The sequence below is a fragment of the Paenibacillus sp. genome, from assembly GCF_035645195.1.
Taxonomy (GTDB): domain Bacteria; phylum Bacillota; class Bacilli; order Paenibacillales; family YIM-B00363; genus Paenibacillus_AE.
The window spans coordinates 228,428-247,943 of sequence record NZ_DASQNA010000041.1; the positions used below are offsets into that span (position 1 = coordinate 228,428).

Annotated in this window: 15 protein-coding genes and 1 riboswitch; of the genes, 13 read left to right on the forward strand and 2 right to left on the reverse strand. The window is 61.5% G+C overall.

Translation table 11 applies throughout. The annotated features are described in order from the left end of the window. Positions 1-71 precede the first annotated feature (71 nt). The 3 genes from VE009_RS23275 to VE009_RS23285 are packed head-to-tail and all read left to right on the forward strand — an operon-like array spanning position 72 to position 5,629. A complete protein-coding gene (locus VE009_RS23275; protein ID WP_325011838.1) occupies positions 72-2,444 on the forward strand; it encodes a helix-turn-helix domain-containing protein in 2,373 nt (790 codons plus the stop codon). Then, a complete protein-coding gene (locus tag VE009_RS23280) occupies positions 2,413-4,467 on the forward strand; it encodes a glycoside hydrolase family 65 (protein ID WP_325011840.1) in 2,055 nt (684 codons plus the stop codon). The genes VE009_RS23275 and VE009_RS23280 overlap by 32 nt, the downstream gene beginning before the upstream one ends. Positions 4,468-4,480: 13 nt before the next feature. Beyond that, entirely contained in the window at positions 4,481-5,629 is a 1,149-nt protein-coding gene (locus VE009_RS23285) for an oligogalacturonate lyase family protein (RefSeq protein WP_325011842.1), read from the forward strand. Positions 5,630-5,674: 45 nt separating this feature from the next. Here VE009_RS23285 and VE009_RS23290 read toward each other — a convergent pair whose 3' ends face one another. Continuing rightward, positions 5,675-6,319: a rhamnogalacturonan acetylesterase gene (locus VE009_RS23290; protein ID WP_325011844.1), complete on the reverse strand. Its 645-nt coding sequence runs from the start codon at positions 6,317-6,319 to the stop codon at positions 5,675-5,677. A gap of 218 nt (positions 6,320-6,537) precedes the next feature. On the opposite strand from VE009_RS23290, the gene VE009_RS23295 reads away from it, so the two are divergent. Both VE009_RS23295 and VE009_RS23300 read left to right on the forward strand, forming a co-directional pair. Beyond that, positions 6,538-8,997 (forward strand): glycosylhydrolase-like jelly roll fold domain-containing protein, encoded by a 2,460-nt coding sequence (locus tag VE009_RS23295; RefSeq protein WP_325011846.1) that lies wholly within the window; start codon positions 6,538-6,540, stop codon positions 8,995-8,997. Between the two features lie 150 nt (positions 8,998-9,147). Then, complete coding sequence (locus VE009_RS23300) at positions 9,148-11,550, forward strand: glycosyl hydrolase family 95 catalytic domain-containing protein (protein ID WP_325011848.1); 2,403 nt, start codon at positions 9,148-9,150, stop codon at positions 11,548-11,550. Positions 11,551-11,604: 54 nt separating this feature from the next. Here VE009_RS23300 and VE009_RS23305 read toward each other — a convergent pair whose 3' ends face one another. Then, positions 11,605-12,900, reverse strand: a complete 1,296-nt coding sequence (locus VE009_RS23305) for a Gfo/Idh/MocA family oxidoreductase (protein WP_325011851.1) — start codon at positions 12,898-12,900, stop codon at positions 11,605-11,607. Positions 12,901-13,026: 126 nt separating this feature from the next. On the opposite strand from VE009_RS23305, the gene VE009_RS23310 reads away from it, so the two are divergent. From VE009_RS23310 to thiO, 8 genes are all read left to right on the forward strand, one after another. Further along, the gene (locus VE009_RS23310; protein WP_325011853.1) at positions 13,027-13,860 is read left to right on the forward strand and encodes an AraC family transcriptional regulator; all 834 of its coding nucleotides are present in this window, start codon (positions 13,027-13,029) and stop codon (positions 13,858-13,860) included. A gap of 108 nt (positions 13,861-13,968) precedes the next feature. Continuing rightward, entirely contained in the window at positions 13,969-14,760 is a 792-nt protein-coding gene (locus VE009_RS23315) for a S16 family serine protease (RefSeq protein WP_325011855.1), read from the forward strand. Between the two features lie 11 nt (positions 14,761-14,771). Then, positions 14,772-15,467, forward strand: a complete 696-nt coding sequence (locus VE009_RS23320) for a hypothetical protein (RefSeq protein WP_325011857.1) — start codon at positions 14,772-14,774, stop codon at positions 15,465-15,467. Positions 15,468-15,590: 123 nt separating this feature from the next. Beyond that, a riboswitch (TPP riboswitch) is annotated at positions 15,591-15,696 on the forward strand. A 122-nt stretch (positions 15,697-15,818) separates the two neighbouring features. Beyond that, entirely contained in the window at positions 15,819-16,514 is a 696-nt protein-coding gene (gene tenA / locus VE009_RS23325; RefSeq protein WP_325011859.1) for a thiaminase II, read from the forward strand. A gap of 16 nt (positions 16,515-16,530) precedes the next feature. Beyond that, positions 16,531-17,175, forward strand: coding sequence for a thiamine phosphate synthase (gene thiE / locus VE009_RS23330; protein WP_325011861.1), 645 nt, complete (start codon positions 16,531-16,533; stop codon positions 17,173-17,175). A gap of 1 nt (position 17,176) precedes the next feature. After that, positions 17,177-17,443 (forward strand): sulfur carrier protein ThiS, encoded by a 267-nt coding sequence (thiS, locus tag VE009_RS23335; RefSeq protein WP_325011863.1) that lies wholly within the window; start codon positions 17,177-17,179, stop codon positions 17,441-17,443. Positions 17,444-17,447: 4 nt separating this feature from the next. Next, positions 17,448-18,248: a thiazole synthase gene (locus tag VE009_RS23340; protein WP_325011865.1), complete on the forward strand. Its 801-nt coding sequence runs from the start codon at positions 17,448-17,450 to the stop codon at positions 18,246-18,248. Continuing rightward, complete coding sequence (gene thiO, locus VE009_RS23345) at positions 18,245-19,351, forward strand: glycine oxidase ThiO (protein ID WP_325011867.1); 1,107 nt, start codon at positions 18,245-18,247, stop codon at positions 19,349-19,351. Before VE009_RS23340 ends, thiO begins: the two co-directional genes overlap by 4 nt. The last annotated feature ends 165 nt before the right edge of the window (positions 19,352-19,516 follow it).

Sequence of the window (19,516 nt, forward strand, 5' to 3'; positions counted from 1 at the left end):
TTGGAAGCGTTTGCGATGCCCGAACCGTATCGCAGTATAATGGGATGATACTGTGAAAGGTGGACAACGGAATGATGCAATCTGTGAAACAATGGCTGGCGTATACGTTGACCAACACGCAAACCCGTCTCGTTCTGTTTTTGACTGTCTCCGTTTGCGTTATCATTTCGGGGGTCAGCTTGACCTCCTATTACACGTCCAAGTCCGTCCTGCAGAGCGAATTAAGCGAACCGCAGCACCAAATGCTCCAGATCAGCATGAATTTCATCGACGAGTATATCGAGAAAACGGATCAAATCGCCGTAACGGTCGCGCTGCATCCGAATGTTTACACGTTCTTGACGTCGGAGAACCAAAATTCGTACGACAACGTCAGCAAAATTTACGAATTCTTCGATACGCTGATCGCGAACACGTCGTACATCGACAGCATTTACGTGCACGATCTAGCGCGCGGCAGCTTCGTGGCGACGCCGCAAGGGTACAGCTCGAGCCGCGTAACGTTCGTCGATTCGCAGTGGGTGAGCGTCGCGGACGAATTCGGCGACGCCAAAATGCTGGTTCGCAAACGTTCGGTGCCTTCGGGCGCGGGCGTCCGCAACAGCGGCACCGAGCTGACGCTGTTTCGCAAAATTCTCATTCAAGGCGAATTCCGCGGCATCGTCGCGATCAATTTGAAGGAGGAAGAGCTGTTCGCCAAGCTTCATCCGCCGCATCGGTCCGGTTTGGAGCGTGCGCGGTTCATCGTCGATCTCGACGGGGAAACGCTGTATTCCGTCGCGGGCGGCGGCTTCGATCCGGAGACGGTGCGCGCCGCGCCGCAGCATTCGGAAGGGGAGGAGATCGGCGAGTTCCGCTACAACGGCGCCTCCTATTTGGTGAATCGGCTGGAATCGCCGCTAACCGGCTGGACGTACGTGTCGTACGTCTCCCAAGACAGCTTGCTCGCGCAATCGAAGCATGTCCGCAACGTCGTCCTGTCGGTGTCCGCTGCGGCGCTGCTCCTCGGCATAGCCGCGATCGCGTACATCCAATCGGTGGCGTTCCGCCCGATTCGGCGCATGCAGCGGCTGTTCAATCAGAACGACCGCGATCCGAACCGTTCGCCTGACGACCTCCTGCATTTGGAACGGCTGACGTCCGAGCTGCTGAGCGATCACGCCCAGCTGGCGCAGCTGATTCGGCAGACGATGCCGGAAGCGTCGTCGAAATTTTTGTACGACGTCTACATGGGCAACGTCCACAGCAAGCGGGAGTTGAAGGAGAAATGGAGCAGCTATTTCCACGGGTGGACCGATGCTCCGCTGACGTTCGCGGTGCTGTCGATCGACCGGTACGAAGCATGGTCGCGCCGCTATCCGACCGCCGACCATTCGCTGCTCAAGTTCGCGCTTGCGAACGTGATCGCCGAGCTGTTGGCGTCAGAATGGCGCGTCTCGTGCGCCGACTTCGGCAAGGATAAGCTGGCCGTCCTGCTGCAGCCGACGCGCGGCGGATCGGGGGCGCCGCAGGTGGAAGCGTTCGCGGACGCGATCGACGTCGTGCGGCGCATGCTCGGCTTCAGCGTGTCGCTCGGCGTGAGCGCCCCGTTCGCCGACCCCGGAGGACTGCGGCAGGCGATGCTGGAGGCGGAGAACGCGCTGGGCTATCGGCTGTTCCGCGGCTACGGCAGCGTCACGTTTTTCGACGAGGTGCTCGATCACGAGCTGGCGCCGGCTGCGGCGAAGGAGCCTTGGATCGACGATCTCGCCGCCGCGATCGAATCGGGCGACGAATCCCGCGCGCTGCAGGCCGTCGCCCGGATGGCGCACGAGCTGCGCGAGACGAAGTATTACCCGTCCGCGGCGCTGAAGCTGCTGCGGGGCGCCGCGGATCGGCTGCGCCGCATCGAGCAGCGCGGGGAAGCGGACGCGGAGGAGACGGATTCGCTCGAGGAGGTTGATACGCTATCGCTGGAGGAAATCGCGCAGCGGTTCGCAGGGCGCGCGTCCGCCTCGTCCGCACGCATCCGCGGCTTGATGGAACGCAAAGACTACGCGCTCTGTCAAAACATGATCGAGTTTATGAAAGGCCGGCTCGGCGAGCCGATCGGCATCCAGGAGATCGCCGACGCCGTCGGCGTCAGCGTCAGCCTCGCCAGCCAGCTGTTCAAGCAGGAGATGGACGACACGATTTACGGATACTTTACGAAGCTTCGCATGGACCGAGCCGGAGAGCTCCTCGTCGAAACGGACGAAAAAATTTCGGATATCGCCGCCAAGGTCGGTTATCAGCACGAGAACAGCTTTATCCGCGTATTCCGGAAATACAAAAACATTACGCCCGGCAAATACCGCGAGATGATGAAATACAAGCTCGAGGCGGCGCACGAAACGACCGCCGCCTCCGAGCTTCGAGGGAGGGACTACAACGTTGAATCGAAAGGAAATCGTCTCGCGCCATAATCCGGTGCTGACGAAGGCCGAGCCGCTCGCGCCGCTGTCGATCGGGAACGGCGAGTTCGGCTTCAGCGTCGACGTCACCGGACTGCAGACGTTCTACGACGATTACGAAACGCCGCTCGGCACGCAGTCGAATTGGGGGTGGCATTATACGGGAGGGAGAACGGTCTTCGCCGCGGACGATGCCGCGTATCAACGATTCGATACGTACGGCCGGCCGGTGCCGTATCCGATGAAGCCGGAGGACAAGGCCGAAGCGTACCACTGGCTGCGGCAAAACCCGCACAGGCTGCAGCTCGGGCGGATCGCTTTCCGCCTGCTGCGCAAGGACGGCGCGGAGGCGAAGCTCGGCGATCTGGAGAACGTCCGGCAGGAGCTGGACCTGTGGACCGGCGTCGCCCGCAGCGCGTTCGCGCTCGACGGCGTTCCGGTCGAGGTCGTCACGAGCTGCCACGCGAAGCGCGATGCGGTCGGCGTAAGCGTCCGGTCGCGGCTGATCGCCGAAGGGCGGCTCGCCGTCTTCCTGCGCTTTCCCGCGCCCGACATGACGCATACGAGCTGGTCGAAGGCGGTGTTCCCGGCCTGGGATCGCGACGACCGCCACCGAACGGTTGTCGAGCATGAAACGTCCTCGTCCGTCGCGCTGCGGCGGACGATGGACGAGGACGGCTACCGCGTCCGCTGGGACTGGGCAGAAGGACGTCTCGAGCGGACCGGCGTCCACGAATTTACGCTGACGGGGGCGGGCGGCGACGCGGAGACCCTCTCGTTCGCCGTCGGTTTCGCGCCGGACCGCGATCCCGAGCCGACGACTCCGGAGGAGGCCGAACAGACGAGCCGGGAGCATTGGACAGCGTTCTGGACGTACGGCGGCGCGGTCGATTTCTCGGGATCGCTGGATGCGAGGGCGTTCGAGCTGGAGCGGCGCGTCGTGCTGTCGCAATATTTGACGGCGATTCACAGCGGCGGCTCGCTCCCTCCGCAGGAGACGGGGCTTATGTATAACAGCTGGTTCGGCAAAATGCATCTGGAGATGCATTGGTGGCATGCCGCGCATTTCCCGCTGTGGGGCCGCCCGTGGCTGCTCCGGAAAAGCATGGATTGGTACAACGCTATCCTGCCGCTGGCGCAGGAGCTCGCTGCATCGCAAGGCTACGAAGGCGCGCGGTGGCCGAAGATGGTCGGTTTCGACGGCAAGCAAAGCCCGTCTCCGGTCGCGCCGGGGCTCATCTGGCAGCAGCCGCATCCGATGACGCTGGCCGAGCTGCTGTACCGGGCGGAGCCGAACCGGGACACGCTGGAGCGGTACGCGGACCTCGTATTCGCCTCGGCGGATTTCATGGTGTCGTTCGCCCATTGGAACGAAGCCCGCCGATCGTACGACCTCGGCCCGCCGCTCATTCCGGCGCAGGAGTGCCACCATATGCACGAGGGGAAAAATCCGCCGTACGAGCTCGAATATTGGAAGTACGGGCTCGAAATCGCCGTCCGTTGGGCGGAACGGCTCGGGCTGCGCGCGAACCCGATGTGGGCGAAAGTCGCCGGCGCGATGGCCCATCCGCCGCAGCGGGACGGCGTGTATCTCGCGCACGAGCTGTGCCCGGATACGTTCACGGCGAAAAACCGAGATCACCCGTCGATGCTCGGCGCGCTCGGGATGCTGCCCGGAACGCTGGTCGACCGGGAGACGATGCGAAACACGCTTGCGAAGGTGCGGGACGTCTGGCATTGGGAATCGGCGTGGGGATGGGATTTCCCGATGAGCGCGATGACGGCGGCTCGGCTCGGCGAACGGCAGGCGGCGGTCGATTTCCTGCTCATGGACACGACGAAAAATACGTACCTCCCGAACGGCCACAACTACCAACGCCCGGGGCTGACCGCCTATTTGCCGGGCAACGGCGGTCTGCTGATCGCGGTCGCGATGATGGCGGCCGGCTGGCACGACGGGAACGGGGAGCCGAATCCTGGCTTTCCGAAGGACGGGTGGTCCGTTCGCTGGGAAGGTTTGCATCCGATTTTATAAAGGGGGTAGCCGCATGGGCAAAGGCACCGTGTATCCTGCGGAATGGAAACGGTATTCGGATCGCTTCACCGGCATCGACGTGCTGCAGCTGACCGACTATAAAACGCACAGCTATCATTTGTATTTTACCGAATCCGGGTGGTATGCGAACGAACGAAAGCTGCTGTTCATCTCGGACCGGAACAACGCGACGAATTTGTACAGCATCGATCTGGACGACGGGGCGATCACGCAGCTGACGGATTACGAGAACAACGACGCTTTGGGCGCTTGCCTTCGTCCGCAGGGGGACGTCGCGTTCGTGAAAACCGGCCAAAACATCGCCGCGCTCCGGCTCGATACGCTGGAGGAACGTCCGTTGTTCGCGGCGCCCGAGGGCTACAAGATCGGCAATGTGAGCTGCACGGCCGACGGCCGCTATGTGCTGACCTGCCTGCAGGAAGATTTGTCGCACCGCATCCGCCTCGACTTGGGCAACGGCTACGTCGGCCATCGAGAGCTGATGGAGGCGGCGCCGCACAGCCGCATCTTGCGCATCGACGCGGTCACCGGCGATGCCGATACCGTGTACGAAGCGCATCGGTTTATTACGCACATCAACGCTTCGCCGACCGTGCCGCACTTGATCACGTTTTGCCACGAGGGGCCGTGGCATCTCGTCGATCACCGCATCTGGGGGCTGAATCTCGACACCGGCGAAGCGTGGAAAATCCGCGAACGGCTCGAGCCGCTGGAGAAGGTCGGGCACGAATTTTTTTATCCGGACGGCGTGACGATCGGCTACCATGGCTTTCGGGCGGACGGGACCAACTTCTTCGGGCGGATTCGGTATGACAACTCGGGGATGAAGGAGACGGATTTCGATTTCGACACATGGCACTCCCATGCGGACGGGTCCGGTCTCGCCGTCGTCGACGGCAAAGGCGACGTGAGGACGCTGTGCGTCTGGAAGGAAGCGGACGGCGCGATCGACGGGCCGCGGGTGCTGTGCGAGCTGCGGTGCAGCTTTCATTCGCAGAAGGTGCACGCCCATCCGCGTTTTACGCGCGACGGGTCGAAGCTGTTGTTCACGAGCGACAAGAACGGGTACGCTAACTTGTATATGGTGGAGATGCCGGACGCGTTCGAAATGCTGCCGAAGCTGGAGCCGGCGGCGAAATAAACACGTAAGGAGCCGGGCTTCGCAGCCGGCTCCTTACGTGTTTTTTTAAAAGAATCGGCTCAGCGCCGCGACTTGTCTTTTGATCAACTGCGCGAGCAGCCTGGCGATGGCGTCCGCCCCTTTGCGCGTAAAATGCGTTAGATCCGTACCGTTCACGGAAACCATGAACAGCGTTTGCGCCTCTTCGAAGCCGATTTCTTCGTAATATTTTAGGCTGGCGGACATGAGGTCGACGACCGTCGTCCGCGTCTCCGCGCCGACCTGCTTCATCGCTTCGCAGTAATCGGGGAAGTCGTTCATAAAGCGCCCGTCCTCGCCGAGGTGCAGGCGGCCGACGGGGGTGATCAGCAGCGGTACCGCTTGCCGCGATCGGGCGCCTTCCACGTACTGCTTCAAGTACGATTTGTATTGCTTATACGGCTCGGTATAGCGATCCGGCCGGCTTGTCGTTGCATCGTTATGTCCCATTTGCACCCATATGTAATCGTACGGGCGAATGTCGGCCCAAATCGCGTCCAGCCTGCCTTCCTCGATGAACGTCTTCGAGCTGCGCCCGCCGATCGCGCGATTGTCGAAGCGGACGTCGTCGGTCGCGTACCGGTCGATAAACTGTCCCCAACCGCCTTGCGGCGCTTCCGCTTCGCTATAGGTTTGAACCGTAGAATCACCTGCCAAATACACCGTAACCATAGAAACCCCCTGCCGATTGAAAGAACATGGTGAAGTGCCAACGATTAGAATACCTTAACGGCACCTTGGATTGCAATCTTAAATTATTGCGCGGGTTGGACTCTTTTGTCGGCCGACATTCATGCACCCCATGGACAAAAATATGCAATTGCGCGAAATTCCCGCTGCGTTCATAGTAGGTTATGGAATGTAGCTGAACTGCTTGGAGGAACGAATCAATGTTGAAGCGTGCCAGAGAACGATTTATGGAGCCTTCGGGAGAGTTCACGCCGATCCCGTTTTGGTTTTGGAACGATGAATTGAAAGAAGAAGAACTGATCCGTCAAATTCGCGAATTTCGCGCGAAAGAGGTGGAAGGGTTCGTGCTGCATCCGCGCATCGGCATTCCCGAAAGCATGCCGTATTTATCCGATGCGTTCATGGATTTGGTGGAAGCGGCCGTCCGCGAAGCGGCTAATTTGAACATGAAGGTCATCTTGTACGACGAAGGGATGTACCCTTCGGGCGCGGCGAACGGCGAGATCGTGCGGCGAAATCCGGAGCTGGCGAGCCGAGGGCTGCGCAAATTGGAGCATGCCGCGCGCGGTCCCGTCGAGTGGGAAGTTCCGCTGGACGAGGATGCGGGCGACCGGCTCGTATCGGTCCAAGCGGTCCGCTCCGCCGGCGAAGGGGCGGTGCAGGCAGAGAGCGCCGTCGTCCTTGCGCCGGAGAACGGCCGCGTGCGATTCGCTCCGCCGGACGGGGAAGACTGGCTGCTCCTCGCGTTCGTCGATTCGTATTCGTTCGGGACAATCCGGGGCATCCATTACGGCCAAGACGACGGAGAACCGAATGCGCCGCGCGCCGCGGATTTGCTGAACGAAGACGCCGTGAGCGCTTTTATCGAGCTGACGCACGAGCGGTATTTCCGCCGAATCGGGGCGTATTTCGGCTCCACCGTCATCGCGATGTTTACCGACGAGCCGGATTTGCTCGGGCGCGGGCATCGGAAAGGGATGCAGCCGTGGACCGCAGACTTCTTGGACGATTACCTCGCCGCGGGCGCACGGATCGAAGAGCTGGCGGCGCTCTGGTACGATGCGGGCGAGCGGACGGAGACGATTCGCGCCATGTATCGAAAGACGGTTCGGGAGCGGATGGAGCGCGTTTATTACAAGCCGCTGCACGATTGGTGCGAGTCGAAGGGCATCGCGCTGACCGGTCACCCGGCCGCGAGCGACGATATCGGGTTGCTCAACTATTTCCATATTCCGGGCCAAGACGTCGTGTGGCGATGGGTCGCGCCGGAAGAGGAGAAGGGCGTCGCCGGGCGCCACTCCACGTTGGGCAAATGCTCGTCGGACGCGGCGCGCCATCGCGGACGGCGCCGCAACTTGAACGAGTGCTTCGGCGTATGCGGCACGAACCACAGCTGGTCGCTGACCGCCGACGATCTGAAGTGGTACCTCGACTGGCTGTTCGTTCGCGGCGTCAACCTGATCAGCCCGCATGCGTTTTATTATTCGATCGAAGGCAAACGGCTGTACGAACGCGGCCCCGACGTCGGCCCGAACAATATTTGGTGGCCGGAGTTCGCCAGGTTCGCGCGTTACATCAAACGGATGAGCTGGACGATGACGGACGGCCGCAACGTGACGAACGTCGCCGTGCTGTGTCAAGCCGACCGGCTCCCGTGGGAAATCGCGAAGCCGCTGTTCGAGAGGCAGATCGAGTTCAATTATGTGGAAGAGGATCTGCTCCAGGAAGGCGTCGAAGCAGGAGAAGGGGCCATTGCCGTCCGCGATTATCGGTACGATACGGTACTGTACGATCGCGGCGCGCTGCTGGAGCCGGCGACGCGGAGCGCGCTGGCATCGTTCGTCCGCGCGGGCGGCACCGCGTTGGAGTGGGCCGGCGGCCCGGGGTCCGGCGCTCCGGATCTCGGGCAGACCGCGTTCGAATCGGTCGAGGAGCTCGCCGAAGCGGCGGAGCGGTTCGCGCTGGGCAAGCCCGCGCTCGCGCCGGCGGCGAAGGAGCTGCGCATCAGCCACGTCGCGAAAGACGGCGTTCATCTGTATGTAATCGCGAACGAAGGCGAGACGCCGTACGACGGCACGCTGACGATCGCCGAACAGGGGCGCACGGAGCTGTGGGACGGCTGGAACGGAACCGCGGCGCCCGCGGCCGCGCGGCCGAACGGTACGGGAACGGACGTCCGGCTTCGGCTCGAACGGCGGGAATGCCTCGTCGTCGCCGTCGATCCGTCGCAGCCGCTGGAGACGCGGGAGGCGCCGTCCGTTCGGCTCGCGCGCCGCGTCGTGCTGACGGACGCATGGTCCGTCGAGGGCCGCGGCCGAGTCGAGCTGTCCTCTTGGACGACATGGGAAGACATGGAGCACTACTCCGGCACGATCATCTACGAGGCTGATCTAGATTGGGATGCGTCGGCCGACGCGTTCGACGACATCGTGCTGGACCTCGGCGACGTGCGCGAGCTGGCCCGCGTCGTCGTGAACGGGCACGAGCTCGGCGCCCGTCTATGGGGACCGTACCGGTGGTCCGTGAAGGATCGGCTCCAGCCCGGCGCCAATCGGCTTCGCGTCGAAGTGACGAATTCGCTCGCGAACCGGTATGACCGCGCTTCGCTGCCGTCCGGTCTGCTCGGGCCGACGTTCGTCAACGCTTATACGTCGCAATAACAAGCAAGGAAGACCTCGCAAGAGGTCTTTTTTTTCGCCTGGCGGACAGCAAAATAAGTCAAGGTTCTGCCAAACGGGGCATGAAACGCGTAGAGCGGAAGACGGGCTCAGCGGAAAATAAAAAGAGAGTGTCCGGAAAGGGGAACGCACATGCGAACGGCAACGGATCGAAAATACATTCTGACCATGAAATACCCCGCCTCGTGGTGGAAAAATAAATGGCGCGATGCGCTGCCCGCGGGCAACGGGCGGATCGGCGCTTCCGTGTACGGAGCCGTCGGGGACGAAACCGTGCTGATTAACCACGCGGAACTATGGCATTGGGGCCGGAAGGACGAGCTGCCGGACGTTGGTTACACGCTGCCCGAAACCCGAAGGCTGATGGACGAGGGGCGGTATATGGAGGCCAACTGGCATTTGACGAGCGCGTTGAGACAAAAGGGATACGCGACGACGCTCGCTTCGCCCGTGCCGCTCGCCCATCTGCTGCTGACGATGCATGTCGAGCGCGCGTTCCGTTCGTACCGGCGGGAGCTCGACATGAGCACGGGCGAAATCGCGGTGTCGTGGCGGGACGGCGGCGCGAGGTACGCGAGGAGGCTGTTCGTCTCGAGGGCGGACGACCTGATCGCTTACACGATCGAAGCCGATCAAGCGGCGATCGACGCCCTGCTGCGCCTCGACTTTCCCCCAAGCGACAATCCGAAGTGGAACGAAGCGTTGGAGGAGAGGCGGCAGACGATTGCGCGCGAGGCGGACGGCGAATTTCTCTGTTACGCGGCGGCGAACGAAGACGGGCGCGATTACGGCGCCGTCCTGCGGGTCGTCCTCGCGGACGGCGAGGCGGCGCGAGAAGGGGACGGCATCCGCATCCGCCGTTCGTCTCGCGCGCTCGTGCTCGTGAAGCCGTTCGCGAACGGCGAGCGCGGCCGCGATTGGAGGCGTCTCCGAGAAGAGCTGTCGGCGATCGAACACGGCTACGAGCAGCTGCTCGAGCGGCATGCGGCGCTGCACGGCGAACTGTTCTTGAGCGCATCGCTCTCCCTCGGAGCCTCCGGTGCCGAGCGAGAGCGCTCCAACGAAGAGCTGCTGCTGGACAGCTACGAAGGAGAAGCGCCGGCCGCGCTCATCGAGAAGCTGTGGGCGTACGGCAGATATTTGTACATCTCCGCCACCCGGGAGGACGGCCCGCCGATGCCGTTGTACGGCCTATGGGGCGGCGATTACCGGCTCATGTGGTGCCACTACATGGCGAACGAAAACATCCAAATGATGAATTGGCATGCACCCGTCGGCGGTCTCGTCCAGCTGACGAAGGCGCTGTTTCGCCATTACGACGGCCTCATGGACGCGTTCCGGGACAACGCCCGCAAGCTGTACGGCTGCCGCGGTATCTACATTCCCGCCGGCACGACGCCGGGCATCGGCTCGCCGAACCAAATCGTCCCGGTCATTCTGAACTGGACCGGAGCCGCCGGCTGGCTCGCGAGGCATTACTACGAATACTTTTTGTTTACCGGGGACCACGACTTTCTGCGCGACACAGCCATGCCGTTCATGCGGGAGGCGGCGGCGTTCTACGAAGACTTCCTCGTCGACGATGCGAACGGCAATTACCGCATGTACCCGTCGGTGTCTCCGGAAAATACGCCCGGCAATCATATGCCGGCGCCCGGCGAGCCGCTCGACCATCCGATGCCGACGGCGATCGACGCGACGATGGATTTCGCCATCTTGAAGGAGCTGCTCACGAATTTGATCGAAGCCGGGCGGCGGATCGGGGCGGACGCGGACGATGTCGAGCGGTGGGAACGGATGCTGCGCCGCATTCCGCCGTATGTAACGAACGAAGACGGGGCCGTCCGCGAATGGATGCATCCGGACTTCGACGACCGCTACGACCACCGCCATCTGTCGCACCTGTATCCGGTGTTTCCGGGCCGAGAGGTGACGCGGGAGGACGACCCGGAGCTGTTCGATGCGTTCGAAATCGCCGTCGGACTGAGGCGCATCGGCGCCCAAACCGGTTGGTCGCTCGCTCATATGGCCGCGATTTACGCCCGTCTCGGCAGCGGGGAGAGGGCGGTCGAGGCGATCGATCTCCTGGCGCGCAGCTGCCTGATCGGCAACTTGTTCACGCTCCACAACGATTGGAGAGAGATGGGGGTCTCGATGAACAAGGCGCAAGCGCCGGTGCAGCTGGACGCAAATCTCGGGGTGACGAACGCCGTACAGGAGATGCTGCTGTACGTCTCTCCCCGGGTCGTTCGGCTGATGCCGGCGGTACCGGAGCGATGGAGCCGAGGCGAAGCGGCGGGCTTCCGGTTTTGCGAAGGAACCGTAAGCTTCCGCTGGGATCGCGGCGAAGGGCGGTTCGAAGCGGAGTTGACCGCGGAACGGGCGGCGGAGTTTACGCTGCTGCTGCCGGAAACGTTCGACGCGTATCGGGTTTCGGGCGAGGCGGGAACTAGCGTCGCGGCCGTGCCGAATCGAAGCGCCGCATACCGCATCTCGATGCAGCCGGGCCGAACGCTTCGCATCAGAGCGGAATAAACCGAAAAACCGTCCGGGCAGCATCGCTCGGACGGTTTTTCGCGGCTTTCGTAATTAATAAAAACGAACCAAATCCTTGATCTCGACGGCTTGGCCGGTTTTAAGCGAAATGTTCCCCGCGATGCCGGTCAAAATCGACATCGCGCCGTCGATATGGGAAGCCGACCGATGGAACGGGTCGTCCTGCGGCGTGCCGAACAAATCTTCGAGCAAAATCGGGTCTGCGCCGCCGTGGCCGCCGGCTGCATGCTCGAGCGGCACCTCGTACGGTTCGCCTTGAATCGGCTGCACGAAAATTTGCCGCACCTTCGCCGCGCCTTCGTCCGACTGCTTGCCGCCGGCGTTCACGTACGATTTCTCGCCGACATGGAGCTGGATGCGGCCCTTCGTGCCGTTGAACGCGACCATTTGCCCTTCCCATGGCGAATACGCGTGAAGGGAGTAGTTGAGGATCGCTTTATTTTTATACTGCACCAGAACGCTCATCGTGTCTTCGATCGAAATGCCGTCCCCGAAGACGCTCTGATCGCGCTGGTAGCCGTCTTCGTGCTCCGCGTCCAAATACATCGCCTTCAGCGACGGAGAGCGGTCGAGGTGGAGCGCGAACGGGTCGTCCTGCGCGTTCGGATTGCCGTAGGCGCGCTGGTAAAACTTCGTGACGCCTCGCTTTTCCGCGTTTTCTTTGCCGTAAAACAACAGATCGCCCATCGCGAACACCCGCTTCGGCTCCGTGGCGAGCCAGAAGTTGACGAGGTCGAAGTGATGCGTCGATTTATGGACGAGCAGCCCGCCGCTGTTCCGCTTGTCCCGATGCCACCGGCGGAAATAGTCGGCGCCGTGACGCGTGTCGAGCAGCCATTGAAAATTGACCTGCAGCACGTCGCCGATGACGCCGTCGCGAATGAGTTCGCGAATTTTCGTCGCGTGCGCGGAGTAACGGTAATTGAACGTCACCCGCACGTTTCGGCCGGTTCGGTTCACCGCGTCCAAAATGTCCTGGCACTTCTCCTCGTCGATCGTCATCGGCTTTTCCGTAATGACGTCGCAGCCGAGCTCGAGCGCGCGAATAATATACGTGTGGTGCGCCCGGTCGATCGTCGTCACGATGACGACGTCCGGCTTCGTCTCGAGAATCATTTGCTCGAACGCTTCCGCCTTGTACGTCGGCACGGGCCGGAAATCCGGGAATTTCTCCTGCAGACGCCGGTTGGCGTAATCCATCCTCGTCTGGTTGACGTCGCAGAACGCGACTAATTCGGACGTTTCCCGATACGTGCCGACGACAGCCTCATAGAAGAACCCCGCGCGGCCCCCGATACCGACGTGCGCATACCGCTTTCGTTCCCACATCTTGTATACCTCCCTCTGGAATTAATGCTAGAATAGTACAGGAAAAGTTGTATTTCTACGCGGATCATGCCGTTATTGCATAAACTTTGCATATTTTGTCCTTGATCTGCCCGGGAGGGAATCCGATTGCTGCATATCAGCCGCGTCCGCCGTACGGGGCATTATTCGATGACCGTCGACCATTTCCATGACGCCTACGAAATGTACTATTTACTGGAAGGCGAACGCTTCTATTTCATCGAGGGAGTGACCTACAAGATTCGAAAAGGGGACCTGGTCCTGATCGCGAAATACGACGTGCACAAAACGCTCGACACCGGCGTCCCCGATCACGAACGCATGCTGATCAGCTTCCGCGAATCATTCTTGAGCCGATATGAAGATCAGCTCCCGTTCCTGCTGTCCTGCTTTCGCCCCGAGACGAAGGTGCTGCGGCTGGACCCGCTCGCACAGCGGGACGTCGAGGACACGATGGTCCGCATGCTCGCCGCCAAGGCGCAGGGCGGAACGGGCGGCGACTTGATGCTCCAGACGCTGTTCGTTCAGCTGCTCGTCGCCGTCGTCCGCGCATGCGAACAGCAGGCCGGCCAAGCGGAAACGGCGCCCGGCGCGGCCAGCCAGAAGATCGAGGACATCGTCAAATACATCAACGCGAATTACGCCCAGCCCATTTCTCAAGCCGACTTGGCGAATCGCTTCTACGTCAGCCCCTCGTATTTGAGCCGAACGTTCAGGAAAGCGACAGGATTTTCGTTCTCCGAATATGTCCAAATCGTGCGGGTCAAAGCGGCGCAGCGGCTGCTGCGGGAAAGCGGCAAGCGGATCATCGACATCGCCGAGATGTCCGGCTTCGACAGCGTTCCGCACTTCAACCGCGTCTTCAGAAAAATCATGCGCACGACGCCGAGCCAGTACCGGAAAAGCTTTGCGGGAAAGCATCCCGATTCACCCAAGCGATGAAATCCCTTCTTAATTTAGTGAAAAAAAGGTAATTGATGCTTCTGCGTCGAAAACGATTAAATATATTAAGTTGTATAATGACGCGGCGACGAAGGGCTGACTTTTCCGATGGAAAAAGTAAGAAGATGGAGCGTTCGAGTACCCAAAGAAATCATAATTACGCTGGCGCTGCTGCTGCTCCCGCTGGGGGCGACCGTCGTCGGGACAGCGCCTGCTCCTGCGGAATTCAACTTTCGCGGGGACATGGTTCCCGTCCGGGAGCTCGGGATCGACGGCAGCGTGTATTTCAGCGTGGTGGAAGGCGGCATCGTGAAAAACAGGTTCGAACGCTGGGTCTTGTACCTCTCCCACAGAGACCGAATTCGTCACCTCGAGTTTACGCCTCTCGAACGTTCCGAGGAGGAGTTGTTCGCCGAACAGATGTTTGATGAAGAGCCTTTGACGTCTGCCGTGCACGATGCCGTAGCGGCGGTTGCTCTGACCGTGGAGGACGGGAACGATGCGATTGCGAGTGGAGGGGACGCTTCCTCGAGGATCGACAATCTGCTTTCACAATTAGAGGGCTATTACGGCGATTCGCTTGGCTTGATGATCGCCCTTGGCATGTACGAAGAAGAGCAAGGTATCGACTTTTCCGGCGGAGGCGAACGATTGATCGGGGGCACCGGCGCTTTGGATCACGATGGCCGCGTCGGCTCCGTCGGCGCTTTGAAGCAAAAGTTGTTAGGGGCGGCGGATGCCGGAATCGACGTCTTTTTCATTCCGGCCGATACCGATACGTTAGGCGAGTGGGGTAACGAAGCGGAGGCGCAGCGCATTCAGCGCGAATACGGCTTGGATTTGCGGGTCGTTCCGGTAGCGACGTTGGACGACGCTATCGCTTATTTAAATCGAGAATAGGAGTTGACCGTATGACCAAGCCTTACGAAGTCTCGTATCCCGCGAAATCGATCGGCCGCATCCATCTCATTTTGCTGACCGTTGGTTTCGCGGTGAATGCGGCGACGGCTGTCTTCACCGCGATTTACGTTTACGACTTCGAAACGTATATGAACCTTTACTTCGGCATCGATCAGTCGCTCATCGTTTTCGCGACCGCGCTGTACTATGTCGTGCTCGCGACTTATTTTATTTGGCTTGTGCAAGTTCATGGATCGCTTCGCCGGCGGTACCCGGATTACCGGATTTCGAATGCCGGGGCGATCGTTCGAATGCTTCCGCTTGTGAATTTATGGGGGATCGGGAGCACGTTTTCCCAGATCGGCGGTTATTTGTATCGACGGCAAGCGGCAGCCCGCTTCGCTAAGCTCGTGCATGGTTTGATCGTTCCGCTGTATATCGTCGTTTTCGTCGGGAACTCCATCAACCGGCTGCTTCTGCGCAATCCGGAGGGAGCGAGCGATGCTCTGTATTTGACGGGAGCGGTCATCGACGTTGCGGCTATGGCCGTCTACCTGGCGATGACGCTTGCCATCGATCGCGGGCTTCGTCTGCATTACGCCGAGGCGAACGATCAGGAGTCCTCCGAACGGTCCGAACCCTTCGAGCCCTACGCAGCCTTCATAGAGCCGTCGTCCGCGGCATCTGTTCCGTCCGATCCGCGCTGATCAGGAACGCTTGGTAAGCATGCGTCGCATCGGAGGGCATCCGGTTCCTCGGCGCGGCGCTTTCAAATTCGGTATTGACAAGTCGGCGGAGCCGGTTGTATCTTTGGAAAAGAATAGCATAACGGAAACCACTAGGGGAGCCGCCGAGCGGCTGAGACAAGGAACATTCCTTGGACCCTTCGAACCTGATCTGGATCATACCAGCGTAGGAAAGTGGAGCAAGGTCCATTCGCATTGCATGTTTTGTACCGATGCCGATGAAGCCGCTCCATGGGGAGCGGCTTTTTTATGTTCTCGAGCGAGCCGGCCCCTTGGTGGATATTCCGAAACTTTTCCGAGGAGGAATGGATCATGAAATTTTCTGAACAGCTGCGGCAGGAAGCGGACCCGATTTTTCAGGCGATTTACGCTCACCCGTTTTTGCGAGGCATCGCCAACGGGCAGCTCGGCAAGGAGCAATTGGTGCATTACGTGAAGCAGGACTTCGAATATTTGAACGTGTATATGCAAATTTACGGACTGGGCATCTCCAAGTGCCGAGACCGTCGTGACATCGCTATGTTCCATGAGAAAATCGGATTTATTCTGAACAGCGAAATTCACCCGCACAACAATTTGTGCCGCGTCGCGGGCGTCGACTACGAGGATCTGCAAGGGTACCGGCTCGCGCCGACGGCGCTGCATTACACGCGCCATATGCTGACCGTGGCCCACCAAGGGACGCTCGGGGAAATTTACGCGGTGCTGCTCCCTTGCCCGTGGACGTACATCGACGCGGCGCAGCATATCGTCGACACCGTGCGCCCGGGACCGGAGCATCCGTTCTACGAGTGGATTTCGTTCTATGCGAACGACGAGATCCGCAGCGGCATGAACGAGCTCATTACGCGGCTTGACGCGTGGGCGGAGCAGGCGAACGAAGAGGAACGCGCGCGCATGCGGGAGCATTTCCTGCTGAGCTGCCAGCTGGAGTATATGTTCTTCGACATGGCGTACAAGGTCGAAGAGTGGCCTGTGGCGACGAACGACGCGTTCGTCCGTGCGTAGGGAGGAGGCGGCGCCGATGCGGGATTTTCGGCTTTACGCCATCACCGGCGAGGAGTTCCATCCGGGGCGGGACTTGTTGACCGTCATGGAGGAAGCCATACGCGGCGGCGCGGACATCGTGCAGCTGCGCGACAAGACGGGGAGCAAGCGGGACGTGCTGCGGAAAGCGCAGGCGCTGCGCGAGCTGACGCGGCGGTACGGGGCGACGTTCATCGTGAACGATCATATCGACGTGGCGCTCGCAGTCGACGCCGACGGCATTCATCTCGGGCAGGACGACCTGCCGATCGCCGAGGCGCGGCGGATCGTCGGACCAGGCAGGATTATCGGCATCTCGACGCATCGGATCGAGGAAGCGCGGGAAGCGGAGCGGGATGGCGCCGATTATATCGGCGTCGGCCCGGTGTTCCCGACGAAGACGAAGTCGGACGTCGTCGCGCCGGTGACGACGTCGTACGTGCGAGAGGTTGCGGCCGAAATCCGCATCCCGTTCGTTGCGATCGGCGGGATTAAGCTGCATAACGTCGACGAGGTGCTTCGCGCGGGGGCGACGCGCATTTGCGCCGTCAGCGAAATCGTCGGCAGCGCCGACGTCGCGGGCACGTGCCGGGCGTTCCTCGAGAAAATCGACCGAGCAGCGGAGATTGCAAGGAGGCGTTGACATGACAGAGGTTGCGCAAGGCTCTGGGACTGGACATGAGCTTGCGGCTGGGAATGAGGTAGTTTCGGAAGTGGCATTGATCGTGAACGGAGAACGCCGGACGGTGCGGGCGAAGACGATCGCCGATGTGATCGGCTTCTTCGGCCTCGAAGGCAAACCTGTCATCGTGGAAGCGGACGGCGCGATTTTGACGAAGCCGCAATGGGACGGCGCGCCGGTCCGCGACGGGATGCGGATCGAGCTCGTTCAATTCGTCGGAGGAGGGTAACGTGATGGCAGAAGATGCATTGATCATCGGTGGAAAAGCGTTGACGTCCCGTTTTTTTCTCGGCACTGGGCTGTTCCCGAATCCGTTCGTGCAGCGGGAGGCGATCCGCGCCTCGGGAGCGGAAGTGCTGACGTTCGCGATTCGGCGCGTCAATTTGGATGCGGCGGAAGACGATTCGATCCTGCAGCATTTGGAAGGCTCTTATACGTTTCTACCGAACACGTCGGGCGCTCGGACGGCGGAGGAAGCGGTCCGCATCGCCCGGCTTGCCCGAGCGTCGGGCCTGAGCGACTGGGTCAAGGTTGAAATCAGCGCCGATTCGCGCACGCTGCTGCCGGATCCGCTCGAGACGCTCCGAGCGACGGAGCAGCTCGTCAAGGAAGGCTTCACGGTGCTGCCGTATACGTCCGACGACCCGATCCTGTGCAAGCGTCTCGAGGAAGCGGGCGCGGCCGCCGTCATGCCGGGCGGCGCTCCGATCGGCACCGGGCTCGGCATTCTGAATCCGTATAACATCGGATTGATCGCCGAGCAGGCGCGCGTGCCGATCATCGTCGACGCCGGCCTCGGCTCGGCGTACGACGTCGCGCTCGCGATGGAGCTCGGCGCGGACGGCATCCTCATGAATACGCCTGTGGCGAAGGCGAAGGACCCGGTGCGCATGGCGAAGGCGATGCGCCTTGCGATCGAAGCGGGTTATTTGTCCCGTAAGGCCGGACGCATCCCGAAGAAGAAATACGCCAGCGCCAGCAGCGGGCTGGAAGAGCTTATCTCCGTTCCCGCGTCGGCCGGACTGCCGGAATGAGCCGGCGCGTCCTCGTGCTGGGCGGCGGCGTCATCGGCCTCTCCTGCGCGCTCGCCTGCCTCATGCGCGGGCACCGGGTCACGGTGCTGGAGATCGGCCGCTGCGGCGGCCAGGCGAGCGGCGCCGCGGCCGGCATGCTCGCGCCGTTCAGCGAGAACGTCGAGAGCGCCGACGACTTCTTCCGGCTCGGGTTGGCGTCGCTTCGGCTGTATCCGCAATGGGCGGACGACGTGAAGCGTTTGTCAGGCATCGACTTCGAGTTCGCTCGGAGCGGCAGCCTGTACGCCGCGTTCCACGGGGCCGACTTGCTCGCGCTGGAGAGCCGGCTTCGGTGGCAGGGCGTCTACACCGAGGCTGGTATCGTCGAAGGCGAAGCGCTGCGGCGATTGGAGCCGGGGCTCACCCGCGAAGCGGTCGCCGCGCTGCACGTGCCGGAGGAGTGCCATTTGTACGCGCCGGATTACGTGAAGGCGCTAGAGCAGGCGTGCCGGGAGCTGGGCGCGGACGTGCAGGAGGGGCTCGAGAGCGTCGACATCCTCGAATGGAAGGAGGATGTCGTGCTGCGGAGCCGGGACGGCCGGACATTCCGCGGAGAGCGGCTGCTGATCTGTTCAGGCGCCTGGGCGCAGGAGCTGGAGCGGACGTTCGGCCTGGCGCTGCCGATTTACCCGATTCGCGGGCAAATTTGCGCGTATGCGGCCGAGCTCGGCGCCGTGCGCCGCATGGTGTTCAGCAGCCAAGGCTACGCGGTGTCCAAGGCGAACGGCTCGCTCGTCTGCGGCGCCTCCGAAGACGTCGCCGGCTTCGACCGCTCCGTCACCGAGCGCGGTATCGCCCGGCTGCGGCGCTGGAGCGAGCGGCTGTTCCCGTTCCTCGCGGGCATGGAGCCGTTCCATCGCTGGGCGGGCCTGCGCCCCGCCACGCAGGACGGCTTCCCGCTCCTCGGACCGTTGGCGCAAGCGCCGCACGTCGTCTTCGCCGCGGGCCATTACCGGAACGGCATCCTGCTGAGCCCGATCACCGCCCGCATCGCCGCCGCCCTCGTCGACGGAGAGGCTTCGCCAGTGCCTCTCGGCACGTTCGCGCCGGGGCGGTTTTCGTGAAGTTCTGATTATTAACCGCACACGGTATTGGGTTGGTGGCATCAGCCGTGTTATTCAAGCTTATGAACTACGAGAACATGATATTAAACTGATCCCGCAAATACATGCGGGATTTTTAATTTTTCGAAATGTTCCTTTCCCTGGAAAATTGTATAATTTAATGAA